We start from the raw sequence: 18446 nt of genomic DNA, 5'->3' as shown, positions 1-18446 counted from the left end.
CCACATGAGCGAGCAGGACACCCTCAGAGAACAGCCGCCATGGTGGACCAGCGCGGTGGTCTACCAGATCTACCCCCGCAGTTTCGCTGATTCCGACGGCGACGGAGTCGGCGACCTTGGCGGCATCATCAACAGGCTCGACCACCTGGCCGACCTCGGCGTCGACGTTCTGTGGCTCTCGCCCATCTACTCCTCGCCTCAGCACGACAACGGCTACGACATCAGCGACTACCGGCAGATCGACCCGACCTTCGGAACGCTCGAGCAGTTCGACGAGCTGCTCGCGGGCGTCCACAGCCGCGGCATGAAGCTCGTCATGGACCTCGTGGTCAACCACACCTCCAGCGACCACCCCTGGTTCCGGGAATCGGCGTCGTCCACCACCAACCCCAAGCGGGACTGGTACTGGTGGCGGGACGCGCGGGAGGGCTTCGAACCGGGTGAAAAGGGCGCGGAGCCGAATAACTGGGGATCGGCGTTCAGCGGCCCGGCGTGGACGCTGGATCCGAACACCAACCAGTACTACCTCCACCTCTTCGCGCCGGAGCAGCCTGACCTGAACTGGGAGAATCCGGAGGTCCGCAGCGCCGTCTACGAGATGATGACGTGGTGGCTCGACCGGGGCGTTGACGGCTTCCGGATGGACGTCATCAACTTCATCTCCAAGGATCCGGCGCTGCACGATGGGCCGGTTCCGCCGGGGAAGCTCTGGGGAGACGGCACACAGTACTTCGTCTCGGGCCCGCGGATCCACGAGTACCTGCAGGAGATGCACCGGGAAGTGTTCGAAGGCCGTAAAGGGGATCTCATCACGGTCGGTGAGATGCCGGGCGTAACCATCGACGAGGCCAAACTCTTCACGGATCCCGCCCGCCGGGAAGTGGACATGGTCTTCCAGTTCGAACACGTGGGACTTGATCACGGGCCCGGCGGCAAGTGGGACTACAAGGGGCTGGACCTCCGCGACCTCAAGACCTCCTGGAACCGCTGGCAGAAGGGCCTTGCCAAGACCGGCTGGAACAGTCTCTACCTCAACAACCACGATCAGCCGCGCCTCGTGTCCCGGTTCGGCGACGATCAGCAGTACCGGTACGAATCCGCGACCCTCTGGGCCGCGATCCTGCACCTGCACCGAGGCACTCCCTACGTGTACCAGGGCGAAGAGATCGGCATGACGAATGTGCCCTTCGACGCGATTGAGGATTTCCGCGACATCGAGTCAATCAACCACTACTACGAGGCAACCGGCCTACTGGGCCACGATCCCGAAGAGGTGCTGCGCAACCTCCGCGTCATGAGCAGGGACAACGCCCGCACGCCAGTCCAGTGGAGTGCCGAGGAGCACGCCGGGTTCACCACCGGTGCGCCCTGGATTGCGGTCAATCCCAACTATCGCGAGGTGAACGCCGAGTCGGACCGCTCGGCCGACAAGTCTGTCTTCCGCTTCTACCAGCGCTTGATCGAGCTGCGGCACAAGGACGAGACCGTGCGGCTGGGGGACTTCTCCATGCTGGCCGAGGACCATCCCTCGCTCTACGCCTTCACGCGCAACTGGCAGGGTGCGACACTCCTGGTTCTCGGCAACGTCTCTGGAAAGGATCTGCCGGTGCCGCCGGAGCTGGGTAGCGGCGAGCTGGTGCTGGGAAACTACGACGACGGCGCGTCCCCGGATCTCCCGCCGCACCTTCGCCCGTGGGAAGTGCGAATCCTGCGCACCTGACCCTCACTCGCAAACGCGAGGTTCTCTAGCGCTCGGCGGTGAGGGTCTCTGTGTACAGGTCCAGCAGGCCGGTCATTCCGCTCTGCGCCATTGCCCGGCGCTGGCGTTCGGCACCGGTACCGCGGTCCCAGACCGTCTTTAGCCCCATCTGGATCCATGTGGAGTCTCCAGTGTCATCGAGCGCGTCGCCGATGTACTCGAGCAGCCGGTCCATCTGTTCTCGCGCCGGCACCAGCTTGCCGGTCAGCGGGTTTACAACGACGTCGCGCAGACCCTGCCGCGCACCGTGCCACTGGGCGGCGTCGAGAAGCTCCGCATCGGGGTCCTTGAACGGCTTGCCGTTGAGCGCGTCCTGCGTAGCCGTGGTCACGAGCCCGCGGATGAGGCCCGCCAGCAGGACGGAATCCTGGGCCTCGAGCTGGGCGTCCGCCGTGCGTACCTCAAGTGTGGGGTAGTGGTCGGAGAGCCGCGCGACCCAGGTCAACACTCCGCGGTCAATGATGACCCCGGTGTCGACGAGCCGCTGGATGCGCCGCTCGTAGTCGGCGGCATCGGCGAACACCGGCGGACATCCCTGAACCGGCCAGCGCCGGTAGTGGACTGTGCGCCAGCTGGCGAAGCCGCTGTCGCGGTCGAGCCAGAAGGGGGAGTTGGCGCTCAATGCGGTGATCAGGGGAAGCCAGGGGCGGATCCGGTTCAGCGCCTGAACGCCCGTCTCCTTGTCCGGAATCGAGACATGTACGTGCAGTCCATTCACGAACTGGTCGGCCACGATGCCCCGGGCGCTCGCCTTCAACTCGTGGTACCGCTGCTTGTCAGTCACCTCCGGGTAGCCCTCGGGGATGCGCGGCGCCGTGGCCGAACCGCTTGCGCGAACACCCGTCTTCCGCGCAGCCGCTGCGAGCTGCCGCCGAAAGTTCAGCAGCGACTCTTCCGCTTCGGTGAGGGTGTCGCACACCGGTGTGGCCGTTTCGAGTTGGCAGCTGAGGAGTTCGCGCTGGATGTCCTCGCTCTTGATCGTGTCGCGCGACTCCAGCAATCTTTGAACTTCGGAGGCGTTGAAGACAGGCAAACCCGACTCCGGATCGAGCAGGAGGTACTCTTCTTCAATTCCGAGCGTGGTCATTCCTTGCCTTTCAACGAACCGATCGATCTAGCCCAGTTTAGGCAGACTGCTTCCTTTCCCCTGCGCGCTTCCCGTTGCCCAGGCACTTCAGGCTGCGCCGGTGAGCATCAGTCCCAGCCAGGCGGCGCCCAGCCCGCAACCGGCGTTGGCAACCACATGCACGACGGCGGCACCCGGCCGCCTGTCACGCCATAGGGCCACTGCGGCAACGGTGAAAGTACTGAATGTGGTGAGGCCGCCCGCCAGCCCGGCCGCCAACACGGGATACACGTCGGGATTGGACATTCCCAGACCTCCGGCGGCCAACCCGATCAGAAGGGAACCGGCGACGTTAACGACGAGCGTCCCGGCTGGAAAGGGGGCCCGGGGAGGTACTTCGGGCCGACGTCGTGCCCGCCGGGCTTCGAACCATCTGTCGGTGCTGAACCGAAACAAGGCGCCAAGCATCCCGCTGAGCCCCACAAGCAAGGCGACGATCATGCGGACCCTCGTGACCCAAGAGCGATCCCGGCCGCCGCAGCTCCGAACCCCAGGAGGATGGACGCTCCCAGATAGGGGATGAGGAGACCGGGCTGCAGTCCGATGGCGAGGGTGACCGCGGAGAAGGTGGTGAATGAGCCCAACAGCCCGGGCCCGAGGCCCGCCTGGAGCCAGGGTGATACTTGCGTCCCGGCGGCCCACGAGGCCGTCAACCACGCGAGCAGGAAACTTCCAACCACGTTGATCGCAAGAGTGGTCCATGGGAAGCCCCCTGCAGCCTCGGGGATGAGCAAGCCGAGGAGGTAACGCGCTTCCGTGCCCGTAAACCCGCCTACGGCCACCGCTGTCCATGCCGCCCACCCGATGCGCAGGGGACGACCGGCGGGGGCTGTGCTCATGGGCCCAGACTACAGTTGGCGTGCTGCCCCGTTGATTCCGCCCAGATTGACGAGAGCAGTTCTTCTCCCAGCACCACTTCGCGCGGACCGCTGTCGCTGTCGCTGTCGTTGTCCACGCAAGCCAACACGGACCGGCCGAACGGCATGCGTCGCAGAACGGTGAGTGGTGATCCGATACCGATACGTTCGGCGGCGAGAAACCGGAGCAACTGCGGGTCTTCGTCGCTGATCCTGGCAACCCTGCCGCTGTGGCCGTCATCGAAGCGGACCAGCGGTATGGCGTCGGGAAGGGTGATTGAACCTGCCGACGTGGGAATGGGATCGCCGTGCGGGTCAGTCGCGGGGTAGCCGAGCCGCGCGTCAAGCCGGTCGATGAACACGTCCGACACGGTGTGTTCGAGCTGCTCCGCCTCATCATGCACTTCGTCCCAGCGGTAGCCCAGATCCTGCACCAGGAAGGTCTCCAGGAGGCGGTGACGCCGGACCATTGCCAGAGCCAGGAGCCGTCCATCGGCGGTGAGCTCGACCGGCCGGTAGGGTTTGTGGTGCACCAGACCGAGGTCGGACAGCTTGCGGATCATCTCTGAGACTGAAGAGTTTGCCACTGATAGCCGGGCGGCGAGCCGCGAGGACGTTACGGGTTCGTCGTGCCACTCGGCCAGGGCGTAGATGGTTTTGACGTAGTCCTGTACGCTCGCGGAATCCGCGCCGGGATTGCCGGCCAAGGGCGCCATCTCAGGAAGCCTGCCGGGCGGGCTGCACGGCCGGACGCCGCCGTCGTCGTAGTTGGGAAATCAAACCGGTGCGTGGCGCAGCGAGATAGGTCACGGCGAAAGCCAGCGCCTGGGCCAGCACCACTGAGGCTCCGGTCGAGATGTCCAGGTAGTAGCTGGCGTAGACACCTGCCACCGATGCCGTTGCGGTGATCGCCACAGCAATCACCAGCATCCGGTCGAAGCTGCGTGCCAGCAGGAAAGCGGTGGCCCCTGGAGTGATCAGCATCGCCACCACGAGGATGATACCGACCGCCTGGAGGCCGACCACCACGGTCAGCGCCAGCAGGCCGAGCAGGAGCGCACCGAGGAATCGGGTATTCAGGCCGATAACGTGCGCGTGCGTGCGGTCGAAGGCAAGCAGGGTGAGGTCACGACGCTTGATGAGCACGATCGCCAGGGTCACGGAGCCGAGGATGAGAACCTGCCAGAGCTCTCCGTCGGTCACGCCCAGCACGTTTCCGAACAGGATGTGCATCAGGTCGACCTGCGACGGCGTCCGCGAGACGATCGCCAGCCCGACGGCGAAGAGCGCTGTGAATACGACGCCGATCACCGTGTCGGATTTCAGTTTGGTGGTCGACTTCACGGCACCGATGAGCGCAACCGCGCCCACCCCGAAGATGAAGGCGCCGATCGAGAACGGAACACCAACGATGTACGCAAGCGCCACCCCGGGCAGCACTGCATGGGAAACTGCGTCCCCCATGAGGGACCAGCCCATCAGGATCAACCAGCAGGAGAGTACCGAGGCAACGACGGCGGCCGCCAGTGTCACCACCAGCGCGCGTGTGAGAAAGCCGTACTGGAGAGGCTCAAGGAGGAAGGATAAGGGGTCCATTTATGCTCCCGGCGCGGTAGGCGACGAAACGGCGGCTGCAGTGCCGGCGGGCCCGAAGGCCCGGGCGAGGTTTGCGGAAGTGAGTACGCTTTCAGGTGTGCCCTCGGCGAGTATGCGCTGATGCAGGAGAATGGCGCGGTCGCACAGGTGGGGGAGTCCGGCAAGGTCGTGGGTGGACACCAGGGCCGTCCGCCCTTCGTCCTTCAACTCGCGCAACAGCCCGACCATCATTGCCTCGCTGCTTTTATCCACGCCGGCGAACGGCTCGTCGAGCAGCAGAAGCTGGGCGTCCTGCGCGATTCCCCGGGCTACGAACGCGCGCTTCTTCTGCCCGCCGGAAAGCTCCCCGATCTGCCGGGTGCGCAGCTCAGTCAGACCTACCCGTTCCAGGGCGCTGTCCACAGCGGCCCGGTCAGCGCGTGAGGGGAGTCGAAGGGTTCCCATGTGCGCGTAGCGGCCCATCATCACTACGTCCTGAACTGAGACGGGGAAGTTCCAGTCCACGTCTTCCGATTGCGGAACGTACGCGACCAGCCGCTCCTTTCGTGCTGCTGGGGATCCGCGCCCGAAGAGGGACACAGAGCCGTGCTGTGCGGGCACCAGACCCATCAGGAAACGGAAGAGCGTGGACTTGCCCGACCCGTTCACACCGATCAGGCCGCATACCTGGGCGCGCTCGAGGACGAAGCTCACGCTGTCCAGGGCAGCGACACCGCCATAGGAGACACTCAAGCCGTCGACGGCGATGGCCGGCGGGGCTGGTAAGGAGACAGGAGCAGTGGTCATGGCGCAAGTCCTTCCACGATGAGGTCAATGTCGTGACGCAGGAGTTCCAGGAAGGTGGGGACGGGCCCGTCGGCCCCGGACAGCGAATCCACGTAGAGGGGTCCTGCGAGGTCCGCCCCCGTACTCCGGGCGACCTGCTGCTGTGCAGACGGGTTCACGGTTGATTCACAGAACACCGTGGGCACCCGATTGTCCTCGACGAACGATATGACGTCCCGGATTTGTCGCGGAGTCCCCTCATTGTCGGAATTGACGGGCCAGATGAAAGCCTCCTGGATACCTGCGTCTCGTGCCAGGTACGAGAAGGCGCCTTCACAGGTGACCAAGGCGGGGGTGGCATCACTGTCGGCGAAGGCGTCCTGCAGCTCCTTCAGTAGGACCCGCAGTTCGTTCTTCAGCTCCTCGCCGTTGACTGCGTATTCCCGGGAGTGGGCAGGATCCAGGTCGGAGAGCGCCTCGACGATGTTGTCCACGTAGGTCTGTGCGGCCCTCGGCGACATCCAGGCATGCGGGTTGGGCAGGCCACTGTATTTTCCCGATCGGATGTCGACCGGTTCGACGCCTTCTGACAGAACCACGTGCGGGGCGTCGACTGAAAGCACGAACCGCTCGAACCAGCGTTCGAGACCGAGCCCGTTGTCGAGAATGAGGTCGGCGTCCTGTGCGCGAATCAGGTCCGATGGCGTGGGTTCGTAGCCGTGGATCTCAGTGCCGACCTTGGTGATGGACTCGACCCGTACATGGTCTCCTGCCACTGCCCGGGTGAGATCGGCCAGCACGGAGAAGGTGGTCAGCACCAGGGGCCGCTCGTCCGGTCGCGCCCCGGTGCGTTCAGCGGCCGGAATTCCACAGCCGGCCACAACCAGGACGATGGAGATGGCCGTGCATTTGAGGAATGCCGCAATCCAATTTTTCGGCATACCTAAATTTAGCTCGCTCTGTCCTATGTGTACCAGTGTTTCCTCGACAGCGAGGCTGACACGGTGCAGAGTTGAACCTGGCGCTCCGGGCGCTGAAGCCCGCTTCGGCGCGTGGCTTCCGACAGGTGCACAGATGGAAGGAGCTCACCATGGGTGAGGAAAAGCAGTCCGAGGATCAGCCACGCACGCACACCGAGCAGCCCGCGGAGGGGGACCGCTCCCAGACTCCCGTCGACTCAGGAGTGCACCCGCAGGAGCCTGCCGAGGGCGCGGACCCGGACGCTGAAGAGAACGGTCCTGAGGGCAACGCGGGGTAGCTCAACCTAGCTGGTCGTCGTCCGGCGCTCCCCGTTGGCAGCGCGCCAACAATACGTGAGGTAGGGCAATTCCAGGACCGCATCTTCCGGGTGGCCCAGGTGTTCGTGGAGGTACCACCTCAGGTTGGCCTCAACCTTGGCCCGGACGTGTTCCTTCGCGTTCTGGTAGTAGCTGCGGGAGCGGGCAAGTTCTATGACGTCCGAAGCCGAAAGGCGCTGCACCCAATCAACCACCATGGATTCGGGTTCAGAAAAATTCGGTCCGAATCGGGGGCGATAGGTGGGCCGGAAGACGTCGCCCGCGTGCATGATCCGTGAGAGGCGGTGCACCCAGGGCACGCTGACGTCCAGCTGGTTCCACACGAGGGCGAAGATGCCGCCGGGTGCGAGGATGCGCGCCGCCTCAGCGCTGGCCTGCACGGGGTCGCACCAGTGCCACGCCTGGGCGATCGTCACGATGTCAAAGCCGGCCTCGGCAAGCCCGGACGCCTCAGCCGTGCCCACCTCGCAGCGAACCTCGGGAAGATTCCGCGCCAGGACGGCAAGCATGTCTGCGGACGGATCCACGGCCGTGACCGTGCGGCAGCGGCGCACGAGCTCGCGGGTGAACTTGCCGGTTCCGGCTCCGATGTCGGCGGCCCGTGCGTGCGGTCCGGGGACAATCCAGTCGACGCACGCATCCGGATAGCCCGGACGTACCCGCTCGTAGCGCTCGCTGTCCTGCAGGTAGCCCCGCGCCAGCTCCCGACGGCGGTGATCGGCGAGGCGGGGACCTCCGGGACCCATGGCGCAGCTCCTGGCAATCTGGACGTGCAAGTGGACGTGGAAGTGGACCTTCAAGTGGAAGTGAACGTGGAGGTGGATGTCGACGGCGCTTCAGGCCGCGAATCGAACCACGCAATTGACCACACAATTAAAGCACCGCTGAAGCGCCACCCTACCTGCTGCCAGGCAGTGAGTAGCGAGCCCTCAGTCGGTCGTGCAGGGGGCGGCTCCGGCCGTGCCCGGTGTGTGTGGTGCCCACTCAGGGAAGGAACGTGTCTCGACGGCGGGAACCCAGCGCCCGGCGTCGACTACGTAATCGGTGCCGAGACCGTCGCGAATGAGTGCCGATAGGCCGGTCAGCAGCCGATCGACGTCGTCGTGCCGGGAACCCAGCCCGAAACTTGCCCGGAGTGAGCCGGACGGCAGTCCCAGGCGCTTCAGGAGAGGGTGGGCGCAGAATTTGCCGTCCCGGAGTCCCACGCCGTGCTCCGCCGACAGGTACGCAGCGACCAGGCCGGCGTCGTACCCATGGACCGAAAAGTTAACGACGCCGATGGCGTCCGTGCTGTCGGAAAAAATTGAGTGGACCGTGATGCCCGGCAGGCCGCTGAGCCCTTCCACCAGTGCTTTACGGAGATCGGCCTCGTGGCGCAGCCACTCGTCCTCGTCGAGCCCGGAAATTACCTGGGTGGCGTGCGCCAGGGCCGCCGCACCCAGGACGTTGGGCGATCCGCCCTCGTGGCGGGCCGGACCGGTTGTCCAGGACACCGAATCCACCTTCACTGCCTTGACCGCGCCGCCACCGGCAAGGTGCGGCGAACCGGCGTCGAGCCAGTCCGGCCTGCCCACCAGCACACCTGCTCCGAAGGGTGCGTACAGCTTGTGACCCGAGAAGGCGACGTAGTCAATCCCGTCACGGAGGAGGTTCAGGCGCCGGTGCGGCGCCAGTTGGGCCGCGTCGACGGCGATGCGCGCCCCGGACGCGTGGGCAATCGCCGCGAGTCGGGCAATGGGAAGGACCTCTCCGGTGACGTTGGAAGCGCCGGTCACGGCGAGCAGGCTCACTCCGCCGGAGAGAAGTTCCTCTTCCACGGCAGCCACTGTTTCCTCGATGGTCGGTGCGGCAATCAGGCCCCGGTGCGGCCGATCCAGCCACGGCAGGAGATTGGCGTGATGTTCCAGGTCCAGGTAGAGCACGTCACCTTCCGCCGGCAGGCAGCCGGCGAGGAGGTTCAGGGCGTCGGTGGTGTTGCGCGTGAAAATGACGGCGTCGTCGTTACGGCCGCCTACGAAGCTGCGCACCGCCTGCCGCGCGTTCTCATACAGCGAGGTGGAGATTTGCGAGGCATAACCGGCACCGCGGTGCACGCTCGCGTAGTACGGAAGCACCGTCTGGACATAGTCGTTCACCGCCTCCAGAGCCGGCGTCGACGCGGCGTAGTCAAGGTTCACGTACCGGACGGTGCGGCCGTCGATCAGCGGGGCCGGAAGCTCCGCGCCGAGGACGTCGGCCAGCGGTTCGGCGGAGACGTTGCTGGTGTTTTCAAGGACGGCATTGCTCATGGCATAACCCCACAGTGCTCTCAAGGGACCGCCCTGGGAGGTCCCGCGCTTGCCGTACCACGGTCTGGCACGGCCTGGTCGTCACCCGGGGCACCCCACCGCGGAAGGAGGGTTGCCGGCCAGCAAACCGGGGTTTTGCGCTGGCACTCGTGACCAATGGCTTCAGGATAGGACAGTCCGATCCTTCCCTGCCTCATTGTTACGGCGTTACGCCGGTGCAGCGCCTTCCTGGAGCAGGTCGTCCAGCGTTGGGTTGAGGACCTTGAGCGCGTCACTGTGCAGCGTGCCGTTGGTTGCCAGCGCATTGCCGCCGAAAGGCCCGTCGGCGCCCTCGAGCGAGGTGAACCGGCCGCCCGCCTCGGTGACGATCGGCACCAGCGCAGCCATGTCGTACAGGTTGAGCTCCGGCTCGCAGGCAATGTCCACGGCGCCCTCTGCGACCAGGCAGTACGACCAGAAGTCGCCGTAGGCGCGGGTGCGCCAGACCGATTCCGTCAGTGACAGGAACTCGGGCAGGTTCCCGCGTTCCTTCCAGCCGGACAGGCTGGAGTAGGAGAGTGAGGCGTCTTCCAGCCGGGAGACGTTGGAGACCCGCAGCCGGGTTGCCGAGGCAAGCGACTTGCCCGTAAATGCTCCCGTTCCCGTTGCGGCCCACCACCGCTTCCCGAGGGCGGGCGCGCTTACGACGCCGACGACGGGACGGCCCTCATCAACCAGCGCTATGAGCGTTGCCCAGACCGGCACGCCGCGGACGAAATTCTTGGTGCCGTCGATGGGATCAATGATCCACCGGCGGGATCCTGCCCCGCTGCTGCCGAACTCCTCGCCCAGCACCGCGTCCCGCGGGCGGGCACGCGAAAGCTGGCCCCGAATGGCCTCCTCCGCTGACTTGTCGGCGTCGGTGACGGGCGTGAAGTCAGGCTTTGTTTCAACCGCCAGATCGAGCGCCTTGAAGCGGGACATGGTCTGGTCGTCCACGGAATCGGCCATCACATGTGCAAGGCGCAGGTCATCGTTGTAGCTCTGGAGGTTCATACTTTCAACCTATAACAACCTCTGCCTGCCGACCGGCAGACAGGGAATGGCCACCGTCGCGGGACCATCGATGCGAAACATACACGCCAAGAATCAGGGTTAAAAACAGGGAGGGACAGCGGCCGAAGCCGGTGTCCCTCCCTGGGAAGCTCTAGAGACTAGAGAACGGAGATGTTCTCAGCCTGGGGGCCCTTGGGGCCCTGGGTGGTCTCGAAGCTGACCTTCTGGTTCTCCTCAAGCGAGCGGAAGCCGCTCGAGTTGATTGCGGAGAAGTGAGCGAAAACGTCAGCGCCGCCGTCGTCAGGAGCGATGAATCCAAAGCCCTTTTCTGCGTTGAACCACTTGACTGTACCTGTTGCCATTTTACTTCCTTGGGTGTGAGGATCCCCCCGTACTTCGGGGTTCCCGTCGCGGTGTTCTTCCGCCTGCAAAAAAAGCTTTCGAACTCCGTAGAGAAATCAAGGCTTAAACATTCGTGCGCAACACAACAACTTTCTTGAGTCTAACAGAGTCACCCGGTTCTAGTGCATCCCCAGTTCCTTGGATCCCTGTACCTGTTCCGCACCTGCGCCGAGCAATCGGCGCAGCGATGCAAGCCGCACCGGGCCTGACTCACCTGCGGAACCGGATCCCACCCAGTCGTCCAGACCGCAGTTGACGGCGGTCTCGTCGTGCCGACAGCCGCGTTCACAGTCCTGGGTCCCCGGTTCCAGATCCGGGAAGGCCGCGAGGATCCGGTCGGGCTCCACATGGGCGAGGCCGAAGGATCGGATGCCCGGTGTATCGATGATCCACGTTCCAGGGGAGGAATCCTCGGCCTTCAGGGCGAAGGCCGACGACGACGTGTGCCGGCCGCGCCCCGTCACCGCGTTCACACCGCCGGTGGCCCGGTTGGCGCCGGTCAACGCGTTGACCAGGGTGGACTTGCCGACCCCGGAGTGGCCCAGCAGCACACTGACCCGGCCGTCCAGCAGCTCCTTCAGTTGGGCGATCGCCTGGTGTGCAAGGAGGGCGGAGGCCCCGCTTGCGGAGGTAGTTGGCACGGCATCCGGAGTTTCCGCGGTGCGGCTTGTGATGATCTCAAGGTCAAGGTGCTCATAGTTGGCCAGCAGTACCGACGGGTCCCGCAGGTCCGCCTTGGTGACGCAAAGCAGCGGCTGGATGCCGGCGTCGTAAGCGGCCACGAGTGCGCGGTCTATGAATCCGGTGCGCGGTTCGGGATTGGCGGCCGCCACAACGATGACCAGCTGTTCGGCGTTGGCTACGACGATCCGCTCCACGGGATCCGTGTCGTCAGCGCTTCGGCGCAGAACGGTCTGCCGGTCCTGGATGCGCACCAGCCGGGCCAGGGTGTCCGGTTCGCCGCTGACATCCCCGACCAGTGAGACCAGGTCACCGGCGACCACGGGGGACCGGCGCAGCTCGCGTGCCCGCGCAGCTATGACCGTGCGCTCTGCCTCCGTGTCCTCGTCCACCACAGCCGTGTACCGTCCCCGGTCCACGGTGATGATCCTGCCTGTGACTGCGTCCTCGTGTGCCGGGCGGTCCTTGGTGCGCGGTCGCGACCCCTTCTTGTTGGGCCGGATTCGAACATCAGACTCATCCCAGGAAGCAGTTCCTCGCCGGGATCCCGCTGGAGTCACCGCTGGGCGCTCGATTCGGCCGTAGTGGTCAGGTGCTGCCAGAGCTCGGGGAACTGGGGCATGGTCTTGGAGGTGGTCTCGATGTTTTCGACCTCCACGCCGTCCACGACGAGCCCGATGATGGCACCTGCGGTGGCCATGCGGTGGTCGTCGTAGGTGTGGAACCTGCCGCCGTGGAGTGCGGCGGGCCGGATGATGAGGCCGTCGGCGGTTTCCTCGGCGTCCCCGCCGAGCCGCGTGATCTCGGCGACGAGGGCGGCCAGCCTGTCCGTCTCATGTCCGCGGAGGTGTGCGATGCCGCTGAGCACGGAGGGGGTGTCCGCGAGGGCGCAGATTGCCGCCACTGTGGGAGCGAGCTCGCTGGTGTCTGCCAGTTCCGCACCCCGGATGGTTCCCGTACCGCGGACCACAAGGGTGGAATCGTCCGTCAGTTCGACGTCGGCGCCCAGCATCGGAAGGATGCTCTGCCACTTTGCACCCACCTGGGTGGTGTCTGTGGGCCAGTGGGGCATGCGGACGGTGCCGCCGGTCACTACGGCGGCGGCAAGGAACGGGCCGGCGTTCGAAAGGTCCGGTTCGATGCGGACGTCGAAGGCGCGGATCGGACCCGGGTCCACTCGCCAGGTGTTGGGTTCCGAATCATCGACGGCGACTCCTGCCTCACGCAGCACGCGCACCGTCATGGCAATGTGGTCGAGGCTGGGCACCGCCTTGCCTACATGTTCCAGGTGCAGGCCTTCGTCGAAGCGTGCACCCACGAGCAGGAGGGCGGACACGAACTGCGATGAGGCGCTAGCGTCAATTACCAGCCTTCCGCCCTTCACCGAGCCGGTGCCGGTGATCGTGAAGGGGAGCGCTTCGTCGTCGTTCTCCAACTCGACGCCGAGGCCCCGGAGTGCGGCGATAACCGCACCCATCGGGCGCTTGCGCGCGTGCTCATCGCCGTCGAAGGAGGCGCGTCCGTTCCGCAGGGCCGCCAGCGGCGGAACGAACCGCATCACCGTGCCCGCCAGCCCGCAGTCAACGAAAGCGTCACCCGCTGCGTCCCCGGGACCAGCCGGTATTGGCGTCACGACGAGGTCGGGGCCGAACCTGCCATCACCGTCGACCTCCTCAACCTGCGCGCCGAGGGAGCGCAGCGCATCCGCCATGAGCCGCGAGTCCCGCGAATGAAGCGGGGCACGCAGCCGGCATGGTCCGTCTGCCAGTGCAGCCAGGATCAGATACCGGTTAGTCAGCGACTTTGACCCGGGAACCTCAACTGTTGCGTTGACGGGTCCGCCAGGAAAGGGTGCCGGCCAGAACGACGTGGAGGGTGCCGGTGACAGTGCGCTCATGCTCCCTAGGAACCCGCCGCGTTCGAGGCAGTCTTACGCACGGCCTTCTCCGCCTTCTTCAGGCGCTTCTCGGTGTCGCGGGCCAGCGAGCGTGCGGTCCTGCGGGTGTCGTGCCCCAGGGCCAGCGCATTACGCCGCGCCTCCTCCGCGAAATGCTCGGCCCTCCACGCCCAGCTCGGGCGGCCGTTGGTATCAACGGAAGCGATGAGGACGGCCCCAATCAGGGAAAGGTTCTTGATGAGCTGGTTGCGGCGTTGCTTGCGCGCCTGTGGAGTGGAGGAGTCTGCGTTGTTGAACTCGACGATCGTGTTCAGCGCGGAGGTGCCCACCAGCACCAGGGCGGACAGGCGGGAGAATCGGCCGATGGAAAGCAGGACCGCTGCGCCCAGGTGCGCGGCGCCGAGGACCTTGGCGACCTGCTTCTCGTTGTCCGTCAGGGACTGCGCAGAGGGGAATGCCTTCGCAACGCGGTCGAGCGTGGGGCGCAAGGCGGAGGCTGTGGAGTCGGTGTTCCGGAGCCGGTCAACTCCCGTGAGGACGAAGCTGCTGGCGAGCAATGGGCGGGCTAGAACGCGAACAAGGGTCACAATGCCTCCTGGTTACCAGCGCCGTGGGGCACCGGATGTACGTGGACGATCGAAGTCAGTTACAGCCGTGCATGGATGGGTCTAGTTTTGCACTTTTGCTGCAGTCAGGCGATCCGGCGCGAGCCCGCGGCGGAATATCCCGCACAGGGGGATGGTTGTGCATACCGGAACCGGGAAAGTCGCGGGACCAGACAGGGACCGAAGGGGTACCTAGCCGGTACTGAACAGGGACAGGGGAGCAGATTGGGTACAGCTACACCGGTGCGCGGCATGGTTCCACGCCTCACTGTGGATCCTCCTGCCAGGTCGGAACAGCGCCGGCAGACCCGCGGACGCGTAGACTTTGCTGCAATGAATACCACAGCCGCGGCGGGGTCCACCCCGGCCGAAGATCAGGAACTCGACCTGTCCACCGAGTCTGAGGCGGACAGGACAGCGCGGTTTGAGCGGGATGCCATGCAGTACGTGGATCAGCTGTACTCGGCCGCAATGAGGATGGCACGCAACCCGGCAGACGCGGAGGACCTGGTTCAGGAGGCCTACACCAAGGCTTTCTCGGCCTTCCACCAGTACAAGCCGGGAACCAACCTCAAGGCCTGGCTGTACCGGATCCTCACCAATACGTACATCAACCTGTACCGCAAGCGGCAGCGGGAGCCCCTGCAGTCGCACTCGGACACGATTGAGGACTGGCAGCTGGCCAAGGCCGCGGAGCACACTTCCAGCGGGCTGCGTTCTGCCGAGGTCGAGGCGCTCGACCACCTGCCGGACTCGGACGTCAAGCAGGCGCTGCAGGCCATTCCCGAGGAATTCAGGCTGGCTGTGTACTTCTCCGACGTGGAGGGGTTCGCGTACAAGGAAATTTCAGAAATCATGAACACCCCGATCGGTACCGTGATGTCACGGTTGCACCGCGGACGGAAGCTCCTGCGCGAGCTCTTGTCCGAATACGCGCACGAGCGCGGCATGGGTGGTTCACGGGCTTCCACAACCGACGGTGGAACAACACAGGAGAACGGAAAATGAGCGACTGCCATAGCCTTGGCGATTGCGATGACTCGAGGATCGAACGCCTTTACGAGTACCTGGACGGCGCGCTCTCGCACGCTGACCTCGTAGAAATCAAGGACCATCTTGAGGACTGCCCGGAGTGCGCGCAGGAGCATGACCTCGAATGCCTCATCCGATCAGTGGTCAAGCGGTCCTGCACCGAGGTTGCGCCGGCCAAGCTCAAGGCGAACATCCTCGACCGGATCAGCCAGATCAAGACGGTCGACCACTAGGCGCTTTGCCCCTGCCAGCAGGCGCTTCACACCGCCTCCCGAGGAGGCCGCGGAAGAAACGAGAAAACCCCCGCACGTGAGTACGGGGGTTTTCTGCTGCTTGACCGTGATGTCAGGTGTTGGGGCGCTTACCGTGGTTAGCGCCGCCGCGCTTGCGATCACGGCGCTTGCGTGCACGCTTGCTCATGGCTGCCTCCTTACCTTGCCTGTTGTGGCCCGCCGAATGTGGCCTGCTGACCAGCCATCGGGGCCGGGACTGCAGTCAAGTCTCCCACATGCAGGCGGAGTGCGCCTAAACGGCGGGCTAGCGAATCGCGGCGTGCCGGTTCGCGGAACCCGTTGGATGGCGAGCCGGGGATCGTGCCTAGGATGGAGCCAGTCCAGTCGATGCGAAGGAGCGCCAAAGCATGCGCGCAGTGTACGCCGCCTCACAATCCGCCCGCTCGCCGCTGTCCGGGCTGACCGTGGGAGACCTTCCCGCCCCTGACGCGCCCCAGGGATTCCGCCGGGTGCGGGTGGTTGCCTCGGCACTGAACCACCACGATCTCTGGTCGCTGCGCGGCGTTGGCCTTGCGCAGGAGAAGCTGCCCATGATTCTGGGCTGTGATGCGGCGGGCATCGACGACGACGGCAACGAGGTCATTGTCCACAGCGTTATCTCTTCAGACGGCTGGCAGGGGGACGAGACCCTCGACCCGCGCCGCACTCTCCTGTCCGAGCTGCATCCGGGCACGATGGCCGATTATGTCTGGGTGCCGGCGCGCAACCTCGTTCCAAAGCCCGCAGGCCTCAGCTTTGAAGACGCAGCCTGCCTGCCCACCTCATGGCTCACCGCGTACCGGATGCTGTTCACGACGTCGACGGCGGCCCCCGGTTCAACCGTCCTTGTGCAGGGAGCGGGCGGGGGTGTCGCGACTGCGCTGATTGCGCTCGCCAGCGCGGCAGGCTTCCGCGTGTGGGCCACCAGCCGCAGCGAGAAGAAGCGACGGCTTGCCCGCGAGTTGGGCGCAGCAGAAACGTTCGACGCCGGTTCCCGCCTTCCCGAGCGTGTGGACGTAGTGTTCGACTCCGTGGGTGAAGCCACGTGGTCCCACTCGCTCAAGGCACTCAAGCCAGGCGGCGCCGTCGTGACCTGTGGCGCCACAAGCGGCGCGGCACCGGCTGCCGACCTTAACCGCGTATTCTTCCTTCAACTCCGCGTACTAGGCTCCACGATGGGTACCCGGGACGAACTTGATCGGCTGGCGCGCTTCCTCGAGGTAACCGGAGTACGACCGCGAATTGATTCCGTGCATCGCCTGGAAGACGCGCATGACGGCTTTGAACGGATGCTGAACGGGGATGTCTTCGGCAAGGTGCTCTTCCAGCACGGAGACTAACGCTCAAGCGCTGTTGCCGGTGTTGCCCCGGAGGGCCGCCTGAATGGACTGCTGTGCCTCCTTGAGTGCCGCCCGAACAGCATCCGCGGCCGTTTCGTTGATTTCCTGCTTCGTGCGAGCCTGGGCGCGCAGTTCGAGGCGGATCTCGTCGCTGAAGGTCGTCACCAGCAGCTCCAGCTCCTTGAGGGAGTTGTGCGCCAGACGGTTGCCGGTCACTGTGCCGGCCCGCCGCGGGGCTCTTCGCGTCGCCTCCGCTGACGCTGCCAGGTCGGCGCGCAGACCTCGCATGTTGGCGCGGATCTCCTCGCGCAGGCCGTCTGCGAGGCGTCGTACCGACGCCGAGATGTCCTCCTCGATATCCGCCACCTCATCACGGCGTTGGGCCAGTTCCGTCGACCCGCCCGGAGTAATGGAGTACGTAGTGCGCCGGCCGTGGGACTGCGTCGATACCAGGCCCTCGGCTTCTAGCTTCGCCAGGCGCGGGTAGATGGTTCCGGCGCTGGGGGAGTAGGTCCCCCCGAACCGTTCCTCAAGAGCCCGGATTATCTCGTACCCGTGTTTGGGTCCGTCTTCGAGGAGCGCCAGGAGATACAGCCGTAGTGCGCCATGGGCGAACACTGCCGGCACTAGTTCTCCCCAGCCAGGGAGCCGCCCTGGCCGGACTCCGGGAGATACTCAGGATGGTGGTGAAGGAGTGCGACATCCCCGGACACGGTGTGCGCCCGCACCGTGAGACTTGAACCGGTTGACCCGGGTTCGTTATGGCTCATCCGGCCCTTCCCGGAAAACCTCAAGTCATTGACGGTCAGGGCGCCCGACACCGACGATACAGACACGTCGATGCCGACGTCGGCAGGGAGGCGAACTGCGAGGTTGCCGGAGACAGTCCGGGCGTCGAGGGCGTGAGGGGCCCCCAGGAGATCCAGGGTCACCTCGCCGCTGACGCTGTTGACCCGAACGTTGTCGCAGTACCCGGAGACGGTTGCTGCACCCGATACAGTTCGAGCCTCCAGATCCCCGGAATGGTGCCGCACGATGGCCTCGCCGCTCACTGTTCTCACCCTCAGCATGCCGGAGGTATCGTCCGCCAGAAGAGAGCCGGAGACTGTATCCAGTGATGTGTCGGCTGTGCCGCAGGACAGGCAGTCTCCGCTGACCGTGCGTAGGGCGACGTCTGTTCCGGCCGGAACAGCAATGCTGATCACCGACGACTCCTTCGGTCTTCCCGCCAGCACCGCGCTTGAGAAACCGAGCAAGCCGCCACTGGAATTGTGGGTCAGTTCGAGCTTTCCGTCCTTCAAAGAAATCTCGACCGGGCGGCCCGTAAGTTCTGAGACTTCAATGCGGGTGACCGCCTCGTCGTGCACTATCACGTCGATGCGTCCTGCGACGATGCCTGCGCGAAGGGATAGGACGCCGTCGACTTCGAGTGTGGTCGGCGATTCGATACGCCAGGAGTTCCTGTCCATTCTGCTGCCTCTTATCAAATCGAG

Annotated in this window: 22 protein-coding genes and 1 riboswitch; of the genes, 5 read left to right on the top strand and 17 right to left on the bottom strand. The window is 65.2% G+C overall.

The window, feature by feature from the left end; all coding sequences use genetic code 11:
- Positions 1-4 precede the first annotated feature (4 nt).
- On the top strand, positions 5-1720 hold the full coding sequence (locus GC088_RS09790) for an alpha-glucosidase (protein WP_323958821.1): 1716 nt from the start codon (positions 5-7) through the stop codon (positions 1718-1720).
- 25 nt (positions 1721-1745) lie between these two features.
- Here the strand turns inward: GC088_RS09790 and GC088_RS09785 are convergent, their stop codons facing one another.
- The 7 genes from GC088_RS09785 to GC088_RS09755 form a co-directional block, all read right to left on the bottom strand.
- Entirely contained in the window at positions 1746-2846 is a 1101-nt protein-coding gene (locus GC088_RS09785) for a carboxylate-amine ligase (RefSeq protein WP_323958820.1), read from the bottom strand.
- Between the two features lie 87 nt (positions 2847-2933).
- A complete protein-coding gene (locus GC088_RS09780; protein WP_323958819.1) occupies positions 2934-3326 on the bottom strand; it encodes a fluoride efflux transporter FluC in 393 nt (130 codons plus the stop codon).
- Entirely contained in the window at positions 3323-3724 is a 402-nt protein-coding gene (locus GC088_RS09775) for a fluoride efflux transporter FluC (protein ID WP_323958818.1), read from the bottom strand. Before GC088_RS09775 ends, GC088_RS09780 begins: the two co-directional genes overlap by 4 nt.
- Positions 3721-4458, bottom strand: a complete 738-nt coding sequence (locus GC088_RS09770) for a metal-dependent transcriptional regulator (protein ID WP_323958817.1) — start codon at positions 4456-4458, stop codon at positions 3721-3723. The genes GC088_RS09775 and GC088_RS09770 overlap by 4 nt, the downstream gene beginning before the upstream one ends.
- Position 4459: 1 nt before the next feature.
- A complete protein-coding gene (locus GC088_RS09765) occupies positions 4460-5338 on the bottom strand; it encodes a metal ABC transporter permease (protein WP_323958816.1) in 879 nt (292 codons plus the stop codon).
- Positions 5339-6124 (bottom strand): metal ABC transporter ATP-binding protein, encoded by a 786-nt coding sequence (locus tag GC088_RS09760; protein WP_323958815.1) that lies wholly within the window; start codon positions 6122-6124, stop codon positions 5339-5341.
- A complete protein-coding gene (locus GC088_RS09755; RefSeq protein WP_323958814.1) occupies positions 6121-7044 on the bottom strand; it encodes a metal ABC transporter substrate-binding protein in 924 nt (307 codons plus the stop codon). The genes GC088_RS09760 and GC088_RS09755 overlap by 4 nt, the downstream gene beginning before the upstream one ends.
- A 149-nt stretch (positions 7045-7193) precedes the next feature.
- Between GC088_RS09755 and GC088_RS09750 the strand changes: the two genes are divergently transcribed.
- Entirely contained in the window at positions 7194-7361 is a 168-nt protein-coding gene (locus tag GC088_RS09750) for a hypothetical protein (protein WP_323958813.1), read from the top strand.
- A gap of 6 nt (positions 7362-7367) precedes the next feature.
- Here the strand turns inward: GC088_RS09750 and GC088_RS09745 are convergent, their stop codons facing one another.
- The 7 genes from GC088_RS09745 to GC088_RS09715 all read right to left on the bottom strand — a co-directional run bounded on the left by GC088_RS09745 (position 7368) and on the right by GC088_RS09715 (position 14291).
- Positions 7368-8147, bottom strand: a complete 780-nt coding sequence (locus GC088_RS09745) for a class I SAM-dependent methyltransferase (RefSeq protein WP_323958812.1) — start codon at positions 8145-8147, stop codon at positions 7368-7370.
- 183 nt (positions 8148-8330) lie between these two features.
- Entirely contained in the window at positions 8331-9689 is a 1359-nt protein-coding gene (locus tag GC088_RS09740; protein WP_323958811.1) for an aminotransferase class V-fold PLP-dependent enzyme, read from the bottom strand.
- A gap of 40 nt (positions 9690-9729) precedes the next feature.
- A riboswitch (SAM riboswitch) is annotated at positions 9730-9844 on the bottom strand.
- Positions 9845-9896: 52 nt separating this feature from the next.
- On the bottom strand, positions 9897-10724 hold the full coding sequence (gene hisN / locus GC088_RS09735) for a histidinol-phosphatase (protein ID WP_323958810.1): 828 nt from the start codon (positions 10722-10724) through the stop codon (positions 9897-9899).
- A 158-nt stretch (positions 10725-10882) separates the two neighbouring features.
- On the bottom strand, positions 10883-11086 hold the full coding sequence (locus tag GC088_RS09730; RefSeq protein ID WP_323958809.1) for a cold-shock protein: 204 nt from the start codon (positions 11084-11086) through the stop codon (positions 10883-10885).
- Positions 11087-11245: 159 nt separating this feature from the next.
- Positions 11246-12367, bottom strand: coding sequence for a ribosome small subunit-dependent GTPase A (gene rsgA, locus GC088_RS09725; protein WP_323958808.1), 1122 nt, complete (start codon positions 12365-12367; stop codon positions 11246-11248).
- Positions 12364-13704 carry a 3-phosphoshikimate 1-carboxyvinyltransferase gene (gene aroA, locus GC088_RS09720; RefSeq protein ID WP_323958807.1) on the bottom strand — a complete coding sequence of 447 codons (1341 nt, stop codon included), beginning with the start codon at positions 13702-13704 and terminating at the stop codon, positions 12364-12366. The genes rsgA and aroA overlap by 4 nt, the downstream gene beginning before the upstream one ends.
- Before the next feature lie 5 nt (positions 13705-13709).
- A complete protein-coding gene (locus tag GC088_RS09715; RefSeq protein WP_323958806.1) occupies positions 13710-14291 on the bottom strand; it encodes a DoxX family protein in 582 nt (193 codons plus the stop codon).
- A 270-nt stretch (positions 14292-14561) separates the two neighbouring features.
- On the opposite strand from GC088_RS09715, the gene GC088_RS09710 reads away from it, so the two are divergent.
- On the top strand, positions 14562-15317 hold the full coding sequence (locus GC088_RS09710; protein WP_323962028.1) for a sigma-70 family RNA polymerase sigma factor: 756 nt from the start codon (positions 14562-14564) through the stop codon (positions 15315-15317).
- On the top strand, positions 15314-15574 hold the full coding sequence (gene rsrA / locus GC088_RS09705; RefSeq protein ID WP_323958805.1) for a mycothiol system anti-sigma-R factor: 261 nt from the start codon (positions 15314-15316) through the stop codon (positions 15572-15574). Before GC088_RS09710 ends, rsrA begins: the two co-directional genes overlap by 4 nt.
- Before the next feature lie 112 nt (positions 15575-15686).
- On the opposite strand, the gene GC088_RS15475 is transcribed toward rsrA, so the two are convergent.
- Positions 15687-15761 carry a 50S ribosomal protein bL37 gene (locus GC088_RS15475; RefSeq protein WP_369299106.1) on the bottom strand — a complete coding sequence of 25 codons (75 nt, stop codon included), beginning with the start codon at positions 15759-15761 and terminating at the stop codon, positions 15687-15689.
- Positions 15762-15981: 220 nt separating this feature from the next.
- On the opposite strand from GC088_RS15475, the gene GC088_RS09700 reads away from it, so the two are divergent.
- On the top strand, positions 15982-16953 hold the full coding sequence (locus GC088_RS09700) for a zinc-binding dehydrogenase (protein WP_323958804.1): 972 nt from the start codon (positions 15982-15984) through the stop codon (positions 16951-16953).
- 3 nt (positions 16954-16956) lie between these two features.
- Here the strand turns inward: GC088_RS09700 and GC088_RS09695 are convergent, their stop codons facing one another.
- Together GC088_RS09695 and GC088_RS09690 are read right to left on the bottom strand one after the other, a co-directional pair.
- A complete protein-coding gene (locus GC088_RS09695) occupies positions 16957-17580 on the bottom strand; it encodes a helix-turn-helix transcriptional regulator (RefSeq protein ID WP_323958803.1) in 624 nt (207 codons plus the stop codon).
- Positions 17580-18422: a DUF4097 family beta strand repeat-containing protein gene (locus tag GC088_RS09690; RefSeq protein ID WP_323958802.1), complete on the bottom strand. Its 843-nt coding sequence runs from the start codon at positions 18420-18422 to the stop codon at positions 17580-17582. The genes GC088_RS09695 and GC088_RS09690 overlap by 1 nt, the downstream gene beginning before the upstream one ends.
- Positions 18423-18446 lie beyond the last annotated feature (24 nt).

The sequence above is a fragment of the Arthrobacter sp. JZ12 genome (assembly GCF_035189165.1).
In the GTDB taxonomy this organism is placed as follows: Bacteria; Actinomycetota; Actinomycetes; order Actinomycetales; family Micrococcaceae; genus Arthrobacter_D.
Note: the sequence above shows the minus strand (reverse complement) of the source record. Positions and strands in the feature narration are given on the sequence as shown.